Genomic DNA, 288 nt, shown 5'->3' with positions numbered 1-288 from the left:
GAACACGACCGTTAAGCCCTCCAGCGCCGATGGTACTTGGACCGCAGGGTCCTGGGAGAGTAGGACGTCGCCAAGCGATATCCTTCAAAGGATAATGAAGTTTTGCATGTTAGGGCCTTTAGCTCAGCTGGTTAGAGCGCACCCCTGATAAGGGTGAGGTCGGTGGTTCGAGTCCACTAAGGCCCACCACTTCCAGAATAACAAAAAGATTGGGGCCATAGCTCAGCTGGGAGAGCGCCTGCCTTGCACGCAGGAGGTCAGCGGTTCGATCCCGCTTGGCTCCACCAA

The 288-nt window shown here is 56.2% G+C and carries 2 tRNA genes and 1 rRNA gene; all 3 read left to right on the top strand.

Annotation, left to right across the window (positions count from 1 at the left end):
• Positions 1–76: ribosomal RNA gene (rrf, locus tag ACUYLD_RS25600) — 5S ribosomal RNA — on the top strand; the annotation flags it as partial.
• Between the two features lie 36 nt (positions 77–112).
• Positions 113–189 (top strand) — tRNA-Ile (locus ACUYLD_RS25595).
• A gap of 22 nt (positions 190–211) precedes the next feature.
• A tRNA-Ala gene (locus tag ACUYLD_RS25590) sits at positions 212–287 on the top strand.
• The last annotated feature ends 1 nt before the right edge of the window (position 288 follow it).

It is taken from the genome of Paenibacillus sp. SER-28 (assembly GCF_052906305.1).
The sequence above is the reverse complement of the archived record's forward strand: the minus strand, read 5'-3'. Positions and strand labels throughout refer to the sequence as shown.